This is a genomic window from Streptomyces sp. TLI_053, from assembly GCF_900105395.1.
GTDB lineage: Bacteria > Actinomycetota > Actinomycetes > Streptomycetales > Streptomycetaceae > Kitasatospora.
Genome location: NZ_LT629775.1, coordinates 1 through 16,280, shown reverse-complemented (window position 1 = coordinate 16,280; position 16,280 = coordinate 1). Strand labels below are relative to the sequence as shown.

The 16,280-nt window shown below is 69.3% G+C and carries 16 protein-coding genes and 1 pseudogene; 8 read left to right on the top strand and 9 right to left on the bottom strand.

Annotation, left to right across the window (positions count from 1 at the left end; all coding sequences use genetic code 11):
• Positions 1-198: 198 nt before the first annotated feature.
• Positions 199-585 (bottom strand): hypothetical protein, encoded by a 387-nt coding sequence (locus BLU95_RS00080; protein WP_159424642.1) that lies wholly within the window; start codon positions 583-585, stop codon positions 199-201.
• Positions 586-609: 24 nt separating this feature from the next.
• Positions 610-2,442 (bottom strand): hypothetical protein, encoded by a 1,833-nt coding sequence (locus BLU95_RS00075; RefSeq protein ID WP_093858053.1) that lies wholly within the window; start codon positions 2,440-2,442, stop codon positions 610-612.
• Here BLU95_RS00075 and BLU95_RS00070 point away from each other — a divergent pair.
• Positions 2,441-4,198: a hypothetical protein gene (locus tag BLU95_RS00070; RefSeq protein WP_093858052.1), complete on the top strand. Its 1,758-nt coding sequence runs from the start codon at positions 2,441-2,443 to the stop codon at positions 4,196-4,198. The genes BLU95_RS00075 and BLU95_RS00070 overlap by 2 nt on opposite strands.
• A gap of 94 nt (positions 4,199-4,292) precedes the next feature.
• Positions 4,293-4,448, top strand: coding sequence for a hypothetical protein (locus tag BLU95_RS41925; RefSeq protein ID WP_159424641.1), 156 nt, complete (start codon positions 4,293-4,295; stop codon positions 4,446-4,448).
• A 217-nt stretch (positions 4,449-4,665) separates the two neighbouring features.
• On the opposite strand, the gene BLU95_RS00065 is transcribed toward BLU95_RS41925, so the two are convergent.
• Complete coding sequence (locus BLU95_RS00065) at positions 4,666-5,316, bottom strand: DCL family protein (protein WP_093858051.1); 651 nt, start codon at positions 5,314-5,316, stop codon at positions 4,666-4,668.
• Positions 5,317-5,346: 30 nt separating this feature from the next.
• On the opposite strand from BLU95_RS00065, the gene BLU95_RS00060 reads away from it, so the two are divergent.
• Together BLU95_RS00060 and BLU95_RS41920 are read left to right on the top strand one after the other, a co-directional pair.
• The gene (locus BLU95_RS00060) at positions 5,347-5,757 is read left to right on the top strand and encodes a hypothetical protein (RefSeq protein WP_093858050.1); all 411 of its coding nucleotides are present in this window, start codon (positions 5,347-5,349) and stop codon (positions 5,755-5,757) included.
• Between the two features lie 349 nt (positions 5,758-6,106).
• Positions 6,107-6,847, top strand: coding sequence for a hypothetical protein (locus tag BLU95_RS41920; protein ID WP_159424640.1), 741 nt, complete (start codon positions 6,107-6,109; stop codon positions 6,845-6,847).
• A gap of 69 nt (positions 6,848-6,916) precedes the next feature.
• On the opposite strand, the gene BLU95_RS00050 is transcribed toward BLU95_RS41920, so the two are convergent.
• Positions 6,917-8,842, bottom strand: coding sequence for a DEAD/DEAH box helicase (locus BLU95_RS00050; protein ID WP_093858048.1), 1,926 nt, complete (start codon positions 8,840-8,842; stop codon positions 6,917-6,919).
• A 282-nt stretch (positions 8,843-9,124) separates the two neighbouring features.
• On the bottom strand, positions 9,125-9,487 hold the full coding sequence (locus BLU95_RS00045; RefSeq protein ID WP_197698689.1) for an NUDIX hydrolase: 363 nt from the start codon (positions 9,485-9,487) through the stop codon (positions 9,125-9,127).
• Between the two features lie 48 nt (positions 9,488-9,535).
• Here BLU95_RS00045 and BLU95_RS00040 point away from each other — a divergent pair, with 48 nt between their 5' ends.
• Complete coding sequence (locus BLU95_RS00040; protein WP_173861989.1) at positions 9,536-10,564, top strand: nucleotide kinase domain-containing protein; 1,029 nt, start codon at positions 9,536-9,538, stop codon at positions 10,562-10,564.
• A gap of 26 nt (positions 10,565-10,590) precedes the next feature.
• On the opposite strand, the gene BLU95_RS00035 is transcribed toward BLU95_RS00040, so the two are convergent.
• The 4 genes from BLU95_RS00035 to BLU95_RS00020 all read right to left on the bottom strand — a co-directional run bounded on the left by BLU95_RS00035 (position 10,591) and on the right by BLU95_RS00020 (position 13,077).
• The gene (locus tag BLU95_RS00035; protein WP_093858047.1) at positions 10,591-11,457 is read right to left on the bottom strand and encodes a thymidylate synthase family protein; all 867 of its coding nucleotides are present in this window, start codon (positions 11,455-11,457) and stop codon (positions 10,591-10,593) included.
• A gap of 95 nt (positions 11,458-11,552) precedes the next feature.
• Entirely contained in the window at positions 11,553-12,425 is an 873-nt protein-coding gene (locus tag BLU95_RS00030; RefSeq protein WP_093858046.1) for an ImmA/IrrE family metallo-endopeptidase, read from the bottom strand.
• On the bottom strand, positions 12,422-12,838 hold the full coding sequence (locus BLU95_RS00025) for a helix-turn-helix domain-containing protein (RefSeq protein ID WP_093858045.1): 417 nt from the start codon (positions 12,836-12,838) through the stop codon (positions 12,422-12,424). Before BLU95_RS00025 ends, BLU95_RS00030 begins: the two co-directional genes overlap by 4 nt.
• Positions 12,835-13,077: an acyl carrier protein gene (locus BLU95_RS00020; RefSeq protein WP_231978161.1), complete on the bottom strand. Its 243-nt coding sequence runs from the start codon at positions 13,075-13,077 to the stop codon at positions 12,835-12,837. The genes BLU95_RS00025 and BLU95_RS00020 overlap by 4 nt, the downstream gene beginning before the upstream one ends.
• Before the next feature lie 141 nt (positions 13,078-13,218).
• Between BLU95_RS00020 and BLU95_RS00015 the strand changes: the two genes are divergently transcribed.
• From BLU95_RS00015 to BLU95_RS45425, 3 genes and pseudogenes are all read left to right on the top strand, one after another.
• On the top strand, positions 13,219-14,088 hold the full coding sequence (locus BLU95_RS00015) for a nucleoside triphosphate pyrophosphohydrolase family protein (RefSeq protein ID WP_093858043.1): 870 nt from the start codon (positions 13,219-13,221) through the stop codon (positions 14,086-14,088).
• Between the two features lie 185 nt (positions 14,089-14,273).
• Positions 14,274-14,936, top strand: coding sequence for a DUF6308 family protein (locus BLU95_RS00010; protein ID WP_093858042.1), 663 nt, complete (start codon positions 14,274-14,276; stop codon positions 14,934-14,936).
• A 172-nt stretch (positions 14,937-15,108) separates the two neighbouring features.
• A pseudogene (locus tag BLU95_RS45425) lies at positions 15,109-16,080 on the top strand (site-specific integrase); the annotation flags it as partial.
• Positions 16,081-16,280 lie beyond the last annotated feature (200 nt).

Sequence of the window (16,280 nt, the reverse complement as noted above, 5' to 3'; positions counted from 1 at the left end):
CAGCTGATCGAGATGGCGCGGCGTCACTGCCTGCGCATGACGTTCACCCCGTGTGGCGGGCAGGGGTACGCGGAGGCCGCGACCGGCCTTCCGATCAACATGCGCCAGGTCGGCTGTCCCGTGGCCATCGGCGGCGCGAGTGTGAACCTGGAGCTGGTCGTGGGGGAGTTCTACGACCAGCACTGCGTCGGCTGCGAGCTACGCGACCCGACCGGTGACGTCCCGAACCTGGCGACCCTCATGGACGAGCGGAAGGCCAAGGCCGCTCGGGCGAGGGACGCGGCCGAGGAGCGCACGCGCCAAGCTCACGCCGACTGGGAGCAGCGGGTCGAGCGCCGGCGGAGCCTGCGGGTCGGCGTCGATCCGGCCATGGCGAGTGCCCTGGACGACATCGGTGTCCTGGACGCCGATCCGGCCGCAGACTTCGACGTCACGGCACGGGACGCGGCGAGGCGACGGCTGAACGCCCTCGCGGAGCGCAGCGCGCACCTCTTCACCGCCGCTGTCATCGACGTGGCGGTAAGGCTGGTGGTCGATCACGGTGTTGACGACCTGCTGACCCCGCTGCGGCACATTGCCCGGCACGATGACGACATTGCCCCACTCGTCCTAGACGCGGCGATGACCGCGCTGCGGCGCGCCCCGGTTCCGGACGCCGGCCGCTGCCTGGCCGACCTCCTGCTGCCGGCCGGGACAACGGACCTGGACGAGACGGTGATCGAGGCCCTGGTCCGACTCGCCGAGTCCCCGCAGGATCACATCACCTCGCCGCGCGCCGGTGGTGCGGGGGACGCGAGCGGCCTGCGCGCGGCAGCGGACATCGCGCCGGAGCGGGTGGTGAAAGTGCTGAAGCGCATGCTCCCCCAGCCCGTCCCACCGGCCGGATTCATCCTCCCGCCGGGCAGCGCCGCCGCCCCTGCACCCGATGCCGCCACAAGGGACAGTCGGCGGTGCGCGGCCTCGAGCGCGATCACGGCGCTCGCCCAGACCCATCCGGCGCTCGTGGCGCCGCTGGTGAGGCCGCTGCTGCTGAGCCTGGGCGTGGGCAACGCGGACCGATTCGACCAACAGTCCACCACCACCGCCCAGCAGGCGCTGGCGACCATGCTCGTCCTCGACGCAGGAGACGTCACCGACCAGGTGGAGGCTATTGGCCACGGTGTGGGAGCCGAGCACCGCGAGCGCCTCTTCGGTGTCCTCCAGCAGGCGGAGCGCCTGATCGACCCCCATGACCGGTGGCGCACCTCGCGCGACCCTGTCCTCGAGCCGCAACGCCGCCGGGACATCTACGACGCCCTGCTGTCCAAATCGTTGACCCGCGCCAGCGGGGATTGGGGAGACGAAGTACGCACGGCAGCTGCTGAGCTGATCAAGAGCCTCGCCGAACTGCATCCCGAGTGGGCGCGCGACCAGCTTCCGGCGCTCCTCGGCGCCGTCCTGCTCCTCATAAGTTCCGACGAGGATCTGGCCGCGGGCACCGCCGGAGCAGCTCTCCAGACCGCTACCAGTCCCTCGGCGGCCGTTCTGCACCACCTGGAGCGGCAGTCCCGCCGGATTGCCTTGCGTTCGACCGGGCAGTGCCTGCTCCGCGCGATCGAGTCCGTTGCCCGCGTGGACGCCGCCGGTGTGAGCTCCGCCCTGATTGAGACGATCGCGGACGAGCGAGCGAGCCAGCGCGGCAGCGCCGTGGCGTGGTGGCTGCTGCCAGGGCTGGGAGACCTCGGGCAGCGACATGGGCAGGAGCCGGCCGTCCTGCACGCCATCCTCCCCGTGCTCCACTCCTACCTCGTCGACGTCGACGCATCGCTGCGCGGGGCCGCGCTGTCGGCGTGGGCGAAGATCGGGGCCAGCCACTCGCTCCCGTCTAGCCTGGCCGACCTCCTGCCCGCACTGTTGCCGGACCGCCACGTCGTGGTCATCGACGCTCTCCTCGGCGCCGCAGTCAACCTTGAGTGGAGCGACGCCGACCGCTACAGCCTTCTCCGCTACGCCTTGGAGATCTGCCAGGGGGTCGACGCCCGACAGCACGCGGGGACGCTGAAGAAGTCGATGGACGCGCTCTCGGAGCTGGCCCGAACCGGCAGCGAGGACCTGCGCGCCAGCGTCGACCAGATCATCCTCGACCGTGCCGCCGACCTCGATGGCTACGACCTCGAGGAAGCCCTGCAGCGCCCCTGGCTGCCTGCGACCACCCGCATCACCGCGATGGCCGCGCTGCGCTTGCGACAGGCCCGTGACCTGAGGATCAACGACCGCTTCAACAACGGCGGCGACGACGAGCTGTGCGCGCTGCTGGACTGCGGCCCTGGCCTGGACGGCCTTCCCGTCGAGGACCTGAAGGCCGCGGCCGTCGAACTGGCCCCAGAGCGCCCGCTCGGCGCTGCCGAGTTCGCCGAAGTTGCCCTGGCGGGCCGCCCGCCCCGCCGACGCGGCAGCCATCATGACCGCCGTCGCGGCAGTAACCCCTTCCACCCCCGCCTACCGCCCGCACCAAGCGGTGATCCAACTCGTCGCTGCGGCAGCAGCGTTCGACGCCGCCGTGGTCGACGGGTCGGAGCAGGTCGACCAGGCGGCCACCGCGCTCGCCCAGGCAGCCGACGCCCTCGACGCAGCCGTCCCCGGCGACGATCTGAAGCTCGCGGACCAGGCACGGACCCGCATCACCATGCGCTACCTCCTCTCTGGCCGTACCACCTTGGCCGCACTGTCGCCCGCCCTGAAGACGATCGTGGAGACTGCGGCGGGACCGGGCCAGGACCCGGCCGCAGCCCAACGCCACCGCGCCCAGCTCCTTCAGAAGGCAACCGCCGACCTGAAGGCCTCCGCCCCGCACAACACCGCCACGGCCGACTATCTCCGCCACTTCGCGGGGCTCACCGCTCTGGCCTGCCAACTGCTGGAACTCGACGCCGCCGAACTCGACGCCGACCACACCACCGTCAGCGCCCGCGCCCAAGCCGTACGCCGCCGCGCGGAGATGCTCACCGACCAGGTGCGGGAGCGATTCGACGAACAGGACCCCCTTGCCGGCCCGCTCCTCGCCGCCCTCGCACACGCCGCGACGATCACCGACGGCAGTGCTGTCACCGGCGCCCTCGCCGCCTGGGCCGCCTTGCTCCTGCCCCTGTCCGTCACCCGCGGACCGCGACGAGTGCGCACATCCCACCAGCCCACCCCAGAAGCCGCCCCACAGGCCGAAGTGGCCGTCGTCCTGGCCAGCATCGACGACCACCTCATCACCGGCCCCCAGGTGCTACGCCCCACCACCGTGTACGAATTGCGGCTCGACGTGCAGCCCGGACCGTGGCCGGACTGGGCCCAGGTCCTTGAAGCCGACCTGCTCAGCCGGTTCACCCCGGCCGAGGCGGAGACCCCCACTTACACCTGGCGGCGCCCCACCGACCTAGCGCAGGAGACCTTCAGCGCGACAGGCACCCTCATCCTGCGGTTCGGCCTACCCGCGGGGCGGCCGGCCCCTCCGTTCCTGGTCCGGCTGCGCTGGCGCGGCACCAAGGACGGCCAGCCGGTCGTCGAGGACCTCGACGTTGCCGGGCACCGCGAGATCCGCTGCCGGCCCTTCGACGCTTCCAGAGACTTCCTGACCGACTTCCCCGTCTTCGACGAGCGGCTGCTCGCCTTGTACGAACGCCTCCACCAGGCCGGCTACGACGACGCCCACCTGCAGGCGTTCTGCCGCCTGTTCACCGCGATCTGCCGTGTCGGCCTGGTGATGACCTGGAACAAGCAGTACAAGCGCGGCACCCATGTCACCGAGCGGAAGTTCCACGACGACCTATACGCCCAACTGCAGGCGGAGCCCGAACTCGGCGGCCGGCTCGAACGCGGGACACCGTTGGCGCTCGGCTTCCTCGACGTGCGGCACGACGGGATCACCGCGGAACTGAAAGTGGAACGCAAGACACCCGTCTCCCAGGCCACTGCGCCGAAGTACATGGGGCAGCCCACCCAGTACGCGGCGGCAGACGGCGCGCGCCTGTCCATCTTGTGCATCTTGGACATGAGCAAGAAGTCCTCGCCCATCGGCGTACCGGAGAACTACCTGTTCACCCTGCAGCCAGCCCTCCACGGGCTCGACAACCCGGAGGCCCCCTCCCTGGTGGCGGCGATCGTCGTCAACGGGAACCTGCCCACCCCCAGCTCCTGGTCACGCCGCCGAATTGCTGTCCAGCCTTCGTAGGCCGCAGATGCGGCGCCCGTCCTCGCTCTGTTCGCAGATGGTGGGTCTACTGGAAGTACCAGAATGACGCCCGCGCGGCGTCGATCGTCAGGGCTTGTCAGCAGGCAGGGGGAGGCGCGGCTCCTGGTGGACCGTCCGGCTGGACGACAACGACGGGGACGGCTGGCGCGAGTACGACGATTCGGTGCCGGTCGTCGCGACCGAGCGTGAGCGGGTGGCCGCCCTGATCTCCGGCCTGGACGATCCGTAGTGGGAGGTGCGGGTGCTGCACGCCGAGCTCTACCCGGTGAAGGACCGCGCCGCCTGAGTGCTGGCCGCCGCGCGGCTGTCGCGGTCCTCTGTCGCGCGGGTGCTGCCGCGCCCTGCGACCTGCACGGATAGGTGCTTACTCCGGTGCGTGACTGGGGCACGACAGCCGCGCGCGACGCGGTCTTGGAGGCGGCCATCGCGTGGGGGAGGACCGTGAACTACCGCGTCCTCGGGCGTCGGCGGTTCTCTTCCGGCGTCAGCAGCCCGAGTTGGGCATGCTCCGTCCAGTGTTCGCGCCAGCGCCCGGCCTGCCCCCGATCGACCAGCTCGCCAAGGCCCTGAGCAGTCGATGGAGTCATTCCGATGCTTCCCCAGCCGCCCTCGCTCTCGGCGAAGGTCTGGCTGATGTCGTTGAACGACGGGCCGCGGAAGTAGCTCACATGCAGGTTCTCCGTACTCAACGGCACTCCGGACTCATCGGATACCAAAGTCCCGCTGGACACACGTTGGGCCAGGTACGCGGTGGTCAAGTCATCGACCTCCATACGCAGCACGTTACGTACTTGCGAGTCGAGGCTGGGGGCTTTCAGGCAGGTCTTGTACGAGAAGTCGATGGTGCTGCCGTCCTCCCGGATCACCTCGAAACCCGGAAACCTACCGATCAAGGGCGGAGCGATGCGGATGTCCGCCACGCCCACACCGATCTTGTCGGTCGCCTCATGGTGCATGGCGAGGAGATCCCGCACGAGCTCGAAGTCTTCGCCGGACAGCACGGTTCCGACCGGGTGACCATGCAGCACAGCCTGTACCGCCTTCTCAGCCTCCCCCTTTGTCCGGTATAGACGCGATCCGATCCGGAACACGGGCATCCCTTACTCCTAAGCTCAACTGCACAGGAAATGCTCACGATAGGACTCGGCGACGCGCTCCCGGGAGCGTTTCACCCCCGCGTCCGCCAGCCGGAGCGCGCCGACGCTTCTGGTGCAGGCGCCGCCCGGGACTGTCTGCGGCTTCCATCGGAGGCGGTCCGGGCGGCGAACGCTGGGCTGCGCCCGTGCTGGACATGCCGGGGCTCGATCGGGGGCGACGAGGACTCGGAACTGGAGCTGACGGAGAAGGCCGGCCCCGACCGGCTGGAGTGCCCCGGCTGCGAGCACGAGCGCCAGGAGAAGCGGCTCGGGCCGCTGGTGCTGCCCGCGCCGACCAAGCGCGAGCAGGTCGCCGCCCTGGTCTTGGGCCCAGACGATCCGTGGCGGGAAGTGCGGGTGCTCCACGCCAAGCTCTACCCGGTGAAGGACCGCGCCGCCTGAGTGCCGGCCAACGGGAGGCTGGCGCGGGTGCTGTCACCTGTGCGGACGGGCGCGTTCTCCCATCCGTGGTCGGCACGCGATACCCACCCAGCACAGATCTGTCAGAGCGGCGTGCAAGCATCCAGGCCAGAGAATGCAAGGAGTTGACGCGATGCCAGCTGCTCTGACACATGAAGAGGCCGAGCGGCGCGCTCGTGCAAGGGGTTGGATACCAGAGGGTAGGTTCCCCGGGGCAGAGAAGCGGTGGCCTGGCCACTGTGAGCACTGTGGCCTGCCTGGGGAGCCGTTCTTCCGAAACTTCGCCTCACCGAACTCGAAACAGCTGCCGTGTCGCCCGTGCAGTGGTGCGATGAAGTACACAGAGCGAGAAGCGCGGGCTTTAATGGCCGAGCGCGGTCTGACCCCCCTGCTCCCAGTGCCGTACCCGGGCAACACGGTTCCGTGGGAATCCGAGTGTGGGAACTGCCGCCAGGTAACGGCGCCGACGCTGGCGAGCGTGCGCAAGGCGATCAATCGGGGGCAACCGAAATGCTGTGACCTGTGCCGTCGCAACGCGCCCATTACGCAGAGGGCTGCGGTGGATCTACTTCTTCGGGCTGGTGCGGAGCCGCTGGAACCATACCCCGGCGTCAAGATTCGCTGGAAGGCACGATGCCTGAACGACAAGTGCCGGCAGGTCATCTGGGCGCTTCTGGACAGCATCAAACACGCGGGCACTGGCGCATGCGAGTCCTGCGGCGCCTATGGGATCAAGGCCGACGATGACGCGCTCGTCTACCTGATTGTCCATCGAGCACTTGGGGCTGTGAAAATCGGCATCGCGAAGGCTGGCAGTAGGAGGCTCGCGCTGCACGCTGCTCAGCGATGGGAAGAGATCATCCAGATCCAGCTCATCGGCCGAGACGCGCGAGCAGTCGAGCGCGCCGTCCTTCAGAAGTGGGCCAGGCTCGGACTGCCCTACGGTGTAAGTCCGACCGACATGCCCCATGCTGGTTACACGGAGACCGTTAGCCTGTCTGCCCGGTCGGAGGCTGAGGTCCGCGACGATCTTGCCCGAGCGCTCCGGGGAATAGGCTTGGCTTATCCCTGACTCCGAAGGCGAGCGGCGCGGCTCCTGGCGGCCGCTCCTGCACCCCGAGTGGTCCGGCTCGGCGTCCGGTTATTGCCAGCGGATGCCGAGTTGGGTGAGGCGTGCGGCGCGGGCGGTGGGGATGTCGGCGCGGCGGCTGCGGCTGTTGGCGATGAACAGGCCGAGGCTGATCTGCGCCGTGGTGCCGTCGTCCAGCTCCAGGGTCTCTTTGTGCTTGCGGGGGACGTTCAGGTGGCCCTCGCGGGCCCGGTACTGGGCGGCGGCGGCGAGGTTGCGGGCCTCCTTCTCCGCGTGGCTCACCTTTCCCGCCGGCTTCTGCTCGGCGGGCAGGGGCTCGAGGCCGAGGACGTGTTCCAGGGCCCACTGCTGGGCGGTGTTGAGCTTGTCCCAGCCGATCTGCTGGGCGCGGGCCCATCTGGCGAGGTCCTCGCCCTGGACGACGATGCTGCCCGGTTCGGCCCCGGCGAGCGTGCCGCCGGCCTTGATGTGGCGCCAGGACAGGGTGAAGGCGCGGTGCCAGTCCACCGGCCACCCGGCCGGGCACCAGGCCGGGTCGATGGCGTCGAGGGCGGCCTTGCGTTCGGCGGTCAGCGTGCCGGTCCAGTCGAGGCCGGTCTCACCGGCCTCGGCACGGCGCTGGAGGGCTTCGGTGCGCCGCTGGGCGGTGCGCAGGTTCTTCATGATGGTGCCGACCGGCCGCCCACCCCAGACGGCCTCGTTGGGCGGGCAGGCGTGCCCGTGCTCGGCCGCGTACCCGGCGACCACGGTGAGGTTGTCGGTGAAGGCGGTGTCGAACGCGGACCACGCCATCCCGAGCTCGTCCAGCTCCTTAACCCGCTCCGGGCCGAGGACGTCGGCGGCCTTGTAGCGGCGCTGGTCGGCCACCCACACCCCGAGCCGGTGCCCGGACGGCGCGGCGTAAGCGTAGGGCACCTTCACGTCGCCGAACGTCTTCCGGTAGGCGCGCAGCTCCTCCAGGCCCCGTCGGAACTCGGCCCGCTCCGGCTCCAAGACCCGGGTGCGGATGAACGCCGCGATCACCGCCGGGTCGCGCTGGGTGGAGAACTGCAGCAGCTGCGCCTCCCCGGCAGCTGAGCGGCGCTCCTCCGGCTCCCCGGCATGCTTCGGCTCCCTCGGCGGCCGGGTCTCGGACTGCGGCAGGGCCAGGCGCTCGACGGCGGCCGCGTCGTGCGCCCGCAGCGCCATGAGCAGCTTGGACAGCCCGTCGTATGCCTTCGAGGTGAGCAGCTGGTCGCCGTTCTCGCCGGCCCCGAGCAGCACCGGCACGACGATCGTGGCGACCTTGCCGCTGCCCGGGTGCATCCGCAGGGCCCGGCCGACGGCCTGGACTAGGTCGACCATGGAGCCGCGTACGTCGGCGAAGAACACCGCGTCGCAGTCGAAGGTGTCCACGCCCTCGCTCAAGACCTTGACCGAGGCCAGGACGTACCGCAGCAGCCGCCACCCGTCGTCCCTGACCAGCGAGGCGAACGTGCCCAGCACGGCCCGCCGCTCGGCGGAGGTGTGCTCGGCCTCCAGCCAGCTCGTGCCGACCAGTGCCGGGTTCGGGTGCAGCGCGGGGTCCTGCTCCCACAGCACCCGGGCGACATCGCCAAGGCCGGTGCTCAGCGCCCTCGCCTCGGCCACCATGTGGTGGAAGGACAGCACCCGGCTCAGGTCCCACTCCGCGCACGCGGTCAGCAGAGCGGTCTGCAGGGCCGCCAGCCGGGCTCCCCTGTACTCCACCGACATCTCGTGCGCACCGCGCTGCTCCAGGCCCTGCAGCACAGGGTCCGAGACGTCCACGCACACGATCCGGTACGGCGCGATCACCCCGTCCGAGATCGCCGTCCCGAGCGGGTAGTCGTGGGCGACGGGCCCGAACAGCGCCTCGTCGTCCATGGAGGCGATCAGCTCGGCCGACTCGATCCCGGCCGCCGCCGCCCGCAGCCGATCCGTCTCCTTCACCGCCCACAACCGCGGCGTGGCCGTCATGAACAACCTGCGGTCACACGGAATCCGCGCGTTGTCCAGGATCGCCGCCCACGGCCGCCCGGCCTGCCCGGAGACCCGGTGCGCCTCGTCCGTTTTACCGGCGGTGGAGTTGCATGGAAGGCCGCTGACCTTGTGGTCCACGTGACATGCATGTGCGCGACGTGACTGTTCCGGTTGCTGATGCGGGATGCGCCCTGCGTCCCGTGAGAACCAGCCTTGGCGACGAGGGAGGTTCCTTCCGGGCGGTGTCTTCGCCGGTGGAACTGGAGCCGTGTCGGTTAGTTAGGACGGCTCGTTGGTGGTGGCAGGGCTTCCGCTTGGGGCTGCTGTTCGGGTCGCGCTCCGCGGTGTCTGGTCCGTGCCGCGTCGCGGGCCGGTACGCCGGGCTTTCGGCCAATGTTCTGCGGCGGTGTGGTTGGCCGTCTCAAGCTCGTCGGTGCTCATCGTGCGGTAGGCCCGCAGGATGTCGGCGATAGCGTCGGGGGAGAGGCGCGCGTTGATCACGAGGGCTGCGAGCAGTTGGGAGCGGTTTACGTTCTCGCCGGCTGCGAGTCCTGCTGCCACCAGCAGGTCCAGGCGCTCGTCGACGGCGTCGGGCCAGGTGACGAGCGCATTGCGGCGCCGGGCGCGCCATGCCAGTTCCATCTCGCGCCTCTCTGGCTGGCAAGTCTATGTTCAATATATATTGATGCGATGGTGACGATGCTGCAAGCCCGACCGGGAGAGCGTTCGGCGGAAGAATACGAGCCGCCCGCTGGGGTCCGGATCGCGGGGCGTGTGCTGACGCCGACGCCGGTGTTTGATACCTACTGGCGCTTCGCGGCGGTGCGGCAGCAGGTGTACTTGGCGCGGCTGGGGGAGGTCCCGGCGTCTGCGATGTCGGACCCTGTGCTGGCGCAGCACCGGTTCACCAATTGCTTCCGCGCGGCGGACCGGGTGAGCCAGTACCTGATCGGGGAGGTGTCCTACCGCGGCGACCAGGACTGGCAGGAGGTGTTCTTTCGAACCCTGCTGTTCAAGGTTTTCAACAAGATCACCACCTGGCAGCTCCTGGAGGAGCACCTGGGGGAGGTCACCTGGCATGGTTACGACTTCCTGACCGTGGATCGGGTGCTGTCAGGAGCGTTCGCGGCGGGGCAGCGGCTGTACTCCGCGGCCTACATCACGCCGCCACCGTCGTTGGGCGAGCAGCGCAAGCACAGCAACCACCTGCGCCTAGTCGAGATGATGATGGACCGCGGCGCGCCGGAGCGGGTGCAGGAGGCCACGTCGATGCGTGAGGCCTACCAGGTTCTGCTGGACTTCCCGGCCCTCGGCCCGTTCCTGGCGTACCAGTACCTGATCGACCTGAACTACGCGGCTGGCCTGTCGTTCTCTGAGATGGACTTCGTCGTGCCCGGCCCAGGGGCGCGGGACGGGATCCGCAAGTGCTTCGGCGCGGCGGCGAGTGGCATCGAGGCCGAGGTGATCCGCTACATGGCGGACACGCAAGCCGAGCACTTCGCCCGTCTCGAGCTCTCCTTTGGGGGGCTTCGTGGACGTCCGCTTCAGCTGATCGACTGCCAGAACCTGTTCTGCGAGGTCGACAAGTACGCACGGGTGGTCCATCCGGACATCGCCGGGATCAGTGGCCGCAGTCGCATCAAGCAGCTCTATCGCGCGGACAGCGCTCCTTTGACGGCGTGGTTCCCGCCGAAGTGGGGCATCAACCAGTCTGGCTGACAGATGTGAAGTCGGGGTTGCGCTGGTCAGGCCGCGAGCCGGGACTGGCCGGACAGGACGGGTCGCAGGGCCTGGAGGTTGCCCTCGATCTGTGCATGGCCGGCGACGACGGTCAGGGTGCCGGGTTGCACCTCGGACTGCTGGGCCAGGTAGGCCAGCAGTCGGCCCAGGCCCAGGTAGTTGCCGTAGGCGCGCTCCACCATGTAGTGACTGCGGTAGTGGGCGAGCGCGTGCAGGACCCGGTCGCGGTCCAGTTGGAACGAGCAGTGGCTCAGACAGGGGAAACCGCGCAGCTTCTTGTCCTTTCCCGGGACCTGGACGGAGGTAGCCCAAGCGCCGATCTGGGAGCCGTCTGTCTCTGCGGTTTCCGCGGGGCTGTGGCCATCCTCGGCGCGTCCGGTCGCGTCCGGGCCGTCGTCGGGGTCCCCAGGGTGGGCGAGACCCATTTCGTAGGCGGCGGTCATGGGGCCGTTGCCTGCGGCCTGGCTCCGGATACGGTAGATGAGCGCAGTCAGCTGGTCCACCATGCCGCTCTCCCCGGGGTAGGCGACAATGCGGCCGAAGTAGGTGCCGGTCGCGTTGGCCCGGTCCAGGCGGCGTAGCCGCGGGTACATGTCCCGGTATCGGCGCACCAGTTCCTGCGGGGTCGGGCAGATGGCTGCGAGCTGGGCCGGGAACACGGTATTGGCCACCGTCTCGATCGGAGAGTAGCCCCGCTCGTGGCGCATCCGGTCGAACTCGGCCCGCAGGTGCGGGTCTTCGGCCGTAGCGTTGTGGATGTGGACCGTGGTGTGAAGGGCGTCATGCCTCCGGTTGCCCGGCGTATCCAGCTTCAGGCAGACGTCCTGCCAGGCCAGCGAGGTGTTCGGCTTCTCGACGACGATGAAGGCCATGAGCGTGCTCCTGACGTTCGCGGGGACCCGGAGGTCGTGGCCGGCGGTGCGGGCAGTGCAGGCGTGGAACAGCTGGACAAGAAAGGGGCTGCCGGTCAGGCCGGCCAGAGGGTGTTCACCCCCACACGAGGGGCTTGGCGCTCCAGGGTGAACCGGAGCGGCCCGATCGCTCCGGGAACGTGCACCTCCACCAGTGCGGTCCCGGTGAATGCTTCGCTGACCTGTGCAGTTGTCCCGGGAGAGACTTCGGTCAGCGCGTGGGGCAGCGACGTGAACACCGCGTTGGTGGTGCTGAGGACCACGAGGTCCCCGGCGTCGGCCCGCACCACGGAGCCGTGCGTGCCGGTGTCGATCGGATGGACGTGGGCCTTCCCCGGCGCCAGGCCGCCCGCCAGGCCGGCCTTGACGGTCGCCGGCCTGAGGCGCAGCCACTCGGATTTCTGCGTCTGCGTCAGTAGCCGCAGGCGGTGCAGGTGGTGCACCGTCCCGGCGTAGGAGGTGCCCAGCAGGCGGGCGATCCGGTAGGCGTGCTCGGGGACCTGTGGGCGCCTTACACCGATCTGCGTCAGCGCGGCCTGCACCGCTGGTAGTGGCATCAAGAACCACGCGGCGAATGCCTCCGCGACTTTCTCCTGGTCCGGCCAGGACCCGTCCCCCCACGTGCGAGCCCGGTCCAGCTCCTCATCGAGTGCCGTGCCGTGCCCGGCGCGGTGGTGCCCAAGCTCGTGCGCCGCGGTGTGCCGCTGGGCGACGATGTCCAAGCCGGCGTTCAGTAGAACCCCAGGTCCGCCTTCCCTCAGGGCGAAGTACGCCCCGAAAAGCCGCGGCATCGGTCGGGCCATCCCGGCTATACCGGAACGCAGTAGCGCACCGTACACGTCCACGTACCCGGTACGGTCCACCGTCAGGTCGCGGTGTGCCTTGACGGCCTCCATTGCGGCGACCTTGTGCGCTACGTTCCAGTTCACTCGCCGCCCTCCTGATCTCGCTCCGGCCCGGATGCAAGGACGGTCTGGTCGCGCTCGGCTGCCTGCTCCTGCTCGCTCGCGCGGCGGAACTTCAGGAACTCGGCGAAGCTGAGCACCTCCTCCCAGTCTCCGTCGGTCAGCCCCACCAAGGCGCGCGGCAGCCCGGCCAGCGCGTGCTCGCCGAGGTCTACCTCCTCCTCCTTGTCGAGGAAGTACGACACCGGCCGCGTGTACAGCCGCGCCAGCTTCTTCAGTTCGAGGCTGTCCACGCGCCGGGTGCCGCGCTCGATGTCGCTGATCGCGGAGCGTGGGATCCCGGTCATGTCGGATACATACTGCTGCGACATACTCAGGTAGTCGCGGGTGTTGCGCAGTCGCTCCCCGAGCAGCTCCAGTTCTGTCTGAGGGCTCATGGCGTCCGCCTCTCGTTGATTACCTTCAAGATGGTCCCGGCGAAGGTGTGCACTGACCTGGTCGAGTGCGCAGCCTCCTCGTCCGCAGGGATGCTGATGCCGTAGCGTTCCTCGATACGGGTGAGGATCTCCACGATGAGAATGGAGTCGACGGGCAGTTCCTGTCCGGCTCCCTCCAGCTCTGCCCGCAGTTCCTCGGGGTCCCGATCCTGCAGCTCGGCCAGGAACTCCACGACCACGGTGATGATGTCCTCAAGGGACGGCTCGCTCGCGTTCAGCAGACTCTCCGTTCGTCGGCTTTTCCGACACTGCTGCTATAGCATACGACAAGCGGTCGTAGATTTCGACCGCGCTGCTGGATTTTCCGACAGGAGGTCGTCGTGGACTTCAACCGCTACCAGCACGCCGCCATCAAGACGCTCCAAGAACCGACTCCCGGCACCGACCCGGTCCTGGTGCCGCTGCTCGGCCTCGCCGGCGAGGTCGGCTCCCTAGCCACCGCCTACAAGAAGCGGCTGCGGGACGGCCCTGACCACACCTCCAGCAAGCAGCAACTGCGTGAAGAGCTCGGCGACGTCCTGTGGTACGTCGCTGCTCTCGCCCACCGCTTCGACCTGGACCTCGAGGACATCGCCGCCGCTAACCTGGTCAAGATCAGCGACCGCTGGCGCCCCACGCCGCCCACCGAGCGCACCGTATTCGACGCCGATTTCCCGGCGTCCGAGCGGCTCCCGCGGCAGGCCACGCTCACGTTCGCCCTCGAGGAGCGCAATGGACGTACAGTCGCGCTCCTCAGCCGCAACGGCACAGCTTGCGGGGACCCGCTGACCAACGCGTCCCACGTCGACGACGACTACCGCTTTCACGACGTCTTCCACCTGGCGCATGCCGCGGTCCTGGGATGGTCGCCCGTCTCCCGCTTCCTGCTGGGCTGCAAGCGCAAGAGTAAGCCGGAGATCGACGAAGCCGAAGACGGCGGACGCGCCATCGCCATCGAGGAAGGAATCTCCGCCCTCGTTTTCTCCTACGCCGCCCGCCACGGCTTCTTCGAAGAGGTCCGCCACGTCGACCACGAGCTCCTCAAGACCATCGCCGCCATGACCTCCCACCTGGAAGTCAGCGTCCTGCGCGCCGCAGATTGGGAACAGGCGATCATGACCGGATATGACGCCTGGCGGCAGCTGCGCGAGCAGCGGGGCGGGACCCTGCACCTGGACATGGAACGACAGACCCTGACCGTCGAGCCCTGACTCCACCACGTGAATCAACGCAGTCGTCGGCCGCAGCGCCTCCGCCGCCGACCTGCTTCGGCAGATCCGTCGGCACCAGGGTGGGCCCGTCAAGGCTGGTAGGGCGACTCCGGAATGTGATTGCTGACGTACGCTCATCACCCGAGAAAGACGAAACTTTCGTGGTCTCTCCCGCCGGAACTGGAATGTCGGTTTCGCCGTTGGGGCAGCGGCTCTGTGCGCTGCTTGATGCCGATCGTGTCGTGGATGACCTGCGTCGCTATTTCGGGCTGGGCCCGGCGTCGAGTGCTGCGTCGTTCACGGGGCGCCGGTTCGAGTTTCTGGGTGGCGGGGGAGACCGGCCCGAGTGCGCTGACCGGATCACGGCGGAGGACCTGGTCGCGGTGCAGACCTTGTCGGTCACCGTGCCCGCGCCCGTGGCGCTGGACATCTTGGAGGGCCCTCTCGGCGTACGGCTGTCCTGGTTACTGCAGGCCATACCGAGGAACAAGGACATGGCCGAGGCTGAGGTGCCCGACCTGGCCCCCGGGTCGCCGGCAGACCGGGCGTGGCATCTCCTTCGGGATCAGCCTGATGTGGGCTGGGTGATCGCGGGCAAGATCATGGCGCGTAAGCGTCCGAGGCTGCTGCCGGTCTACGACCGTGTTGTGCGCTGCGCCGTCGGCCGTCCGCCGTCCTTCTGGCTGGGCCTGCACGCCGCGCTGCGCGAGGATGGCGGCGCGCTGCACCACCAGTTGCTCGAGCTGCGGCAGGTCGCCGGTCTGCCGGACACGGTCAGTGCGCTGAGGGTGGCTGACGTGGTGGTGTGGATGGGACACCGGGCGAAGGATCACGACTGTCCCCGCTGACGCCGGCAGTGGTCGTGGCGTGGCGTGGCGTGTGAGGGTCACGGACTTTACCAACTGTTGTTGGGGTGTATGTGATGTTCGTCGGGTTTGGTCCGCAGGTGTGCTGTCGGGGTGTGGGGTGGTGTAGCGCGGCCCCGGAGCGGGGGCTGGGACCGGGTTGGTGGTGGCGGGTATGGATGGCCGGTTGGTGGTGGGGGACCTTCGGGTGCAGGAGGTCGTGCGTGGGGACGGGCGGGTGAACTACACGGTCGTGGACGAGTCCTGCGCGGTGGTGGGGGCAGCGGACCGGTTCCTGCGGTCGTGCCGGGCGGGGACGGACCGCACGTACACCTACCTGCTGGTGGACCATCTGCGGTGGCTGCGGTTCACCGGGCTGAGCGTCGAGTCGGTGGTGCTGCGGGACCTGGTGCACTACATGGCGGCGGTGGGCGCCGAGTTCACGGGTCCGTTCGGGTTGCCGTGGCGGGTGGGCCGGCGACCGTACGAGAACAGTGCGCTGAAGGCCGCGGCGGCGTGCCTGAAGGGCTTCTACCTCCACCAGGCCACCTGCGGCGTGAACCGCGCCGTGGCGCAGGAACTGCGCGAGACTCGGTTGCCGACCCGGGCGGACCGGCGCCGTTCGATGCTCGGGCATGTCCTGACCGAGATGCCGGCGAACCCGCTCGCCCCCCAGCGGCGGGTGCGCAGGCACTCGAAGATGCTCCCCGAGGGCGCGCGGGAGCAACTGGTGGACCGGGCGGCGTGTGCGCGGGACCGGATGGTGGTGACATGGCTTGCCGACGGAGGCTTTCGGGTCGGGGAGCTGTGCGGTCTGCACTTGGTGGACCTGCACCTGCGTGAGGGGGCGGCGTGCGGGCAGTGCCACTTCGCGCACGTGCACATCTGCCACCGTGAGGGCAACGCGAACCGGGCCCGGGTCAAGACCAAGACGCCTTGGCAGCGACAGGATGGCGTGGTCTCCGGAGGCGCTGTCCGCCGAGCCAGCCCGGCGATGATCCACACCTACTTCGACTACATCGCCACCGAGTACCCGCGGCAGGCCGCCCACGGGATGCTCCTGGTCAGCCTGCACGGCCCCACGCGGGGCCAGCCGTGGACCACCGACGGCGTGCGGGGGATGCTGCGCCGGGCCGGGCACCGTCTGGAGCTGGGGCGGGTAGCCCCGCACGCCTTCCGGCACTCCTTCGCCACCGGGGTCCTGGACGCGGCGGGCGGCAACGCGGTCATCGCCCGTGACGCGGGGGCTGGGCATCGGCCGCGACGGTCGAGGAGGTCTACGGCCACGCGGACGTCCACGACCCGGTCTTCGCCGCGGCCCTGGACCGCGTCTGGGGGGCGCAGCCG

Excerpts from the sequence above, each read along its gene's own strand:
- BLU95_RS00035 (WP_093858047.1), bottom strand. The coding sequence starts at position 11,457 with ATGGCCTTCATCGTCGTCGAGAAGCCGAACACCTCGCTGGCCTGGCAG.
- BLU95_RS00070 (WP_093858052.1), top strand. The coding sequence starts at position 2,441 with ATGACCGCCGTCGCGGCAGTAACCCCTTCCACCCCCGCCTACCGCCCG.
- BLU95_RS00065 (WP_093858051.1), bottom strand. The coding sequence starts at position 5,316 with ATGCCCGTGTTCCGGATCGGATCGCGTCTATACCGGACAAAGGGGGAG.
- BLU95_RS00075 (WP_093858053.1), bottom strand. The coding sequence starts at position 2,442 with ATGATGGCTGCCGCGTCGGCGGGGCGGGCGGCCCGCCAGGGCAACTTC.
- BLU95_RS00025 (WP_093858045.1), bottom strand. The coding sequence starts at position 12,838 with ATGAGCCCTCAGACAGAACTGGAGCTGCTCGGGGAGCGACTGCGCAAC.
- BLU95_RS00045 (WP_197698689.1), bottom strand. The coding sequence starts at position 9,487 with ATGGAACTGGCATGGCGCGCCCGGCGCCGCAATGCGCTCGTCACCTGG.
- BLU95_RS00010 (WP_093858042.1), top strand. The coding sequence starts at position 14,274 with ATGTCGGTTTCGCCGTTGGGGCAGCGGCTCTGTGCGCTGCTTGATGCC.
- BLU95_RS00060 (WP_093858050.1), top strand. The coding sequence starts at position 5,347 with ATGCTCACGATAGGACTCGGCGACGCGCTCCCGGGAGCGTTTCACCCC.
- BLU95_RS00050 (WP_093858048.1), bottom strand. The coding sequence starts at position 8,842 with ATGACGGCCACGCCGCGGTTGTGGGCGGTGAAGGAGACGGATCGGCTG.
- BLU95_RS00040 (WP_173861989.1), top strand. The coding sequence starts at position 9,536 with ATGGTGACGATGCTGCAAGCCCGACCGGGAGAGCGTTCGGCGGAAGAA.
- BLU95_RS41920 (WP_159424640.1), top strand. The coding sequence starts at position 6,107 with ATGAAGTACACAGAGCGAGAAGCGCGGGCTTTAATGGCCGAGCGCGGT.